Annotated in this window: 1 pseudogene; it reads right to left on the bottom strand. The window is 33.3% G+C overall.

Annotation, left to right across the window (positions count from 1 at the left end):
- Positions 1-927 (bottom strand): annotated as a pseudogene (locus FUA24_RS25165) (LmbE family protein); the annotation flags it as partial.

The following is a 927-nucleotide window of genomic DNA, read 5'->3' on the forward strand; positions in this document are numbered from 1 at the left end:
TTTGCTCTAAACTTTCAGGAACCACATCGCCAGCACCTTGAATATACGCAATGTTTTCACCACGTTTTTTAATGTCTAACCTAACAACTTTGCTTTCACTAGGCAATAAAACGGTTTGGTGTGGTATGTGGTCATAACTAATATCTATTAATTCTTTAGTAAAACTTTTATTTCCAACATGAACAATAGGGCTAATAAAACCTTCGCTTTCATTTTTAGGTGGAATTATTGTAAATACTAGTGTTTGTTCTTCGCCTTTGTGTTTTATAGTGACTTTTTGGTTTTTAGGGTAAACGCTCCACCCATCAGGGTGACAAACCTCTACATGACCTTCTAAATCATCTTTTCCGGCTTTTACAATTACAGAAATATCATGTTGTTTGTTATTGTTAAAAATGATAACCTTTTCAGAAATTTTTGCCGATGCTTCAGGAATAATTTCAAATGGGCGGTACAATTCACCTTTATCTGGTTTTGAGTAACGGTGCACAACATCTTTTTCAAAATTAATGCTGTAACCATCAAAATCTACTACAAAATTAGCTTGCAGCGCTCTTTTGGTTTCGGGGTTTCCAATAATGGTTTTGTCATCAACCTTGTACATACCTAAACTTCCTTTTTCGTTTAGCCAATAAGCATTGGTGCTTGCAGTATTTTCAGGTATTAAACTACTAAATGTGTAATTGAATTTTTTATTATTTTGAAGTAAAATATCGGTGTTTTCTATTTGGTTTAATGGGGTAATAGAAATGCTTTTAAGTAACATGTTTACAGTACTTCTGTTTACAGCTTCAATATCTATTTTAATACTGTTGTTGGCTGCAATAGTAGGTGTTGATGCCGATGCCTCTAAGTATAAACCCGCACACATTTGAATAATGTGTTTGAGTTCTTTAGTTTTTATAGCTTTCCAATGTTGGTTTTCTA

The organism is Seonamhaeicola marinus, assembly GCF_008085455.1.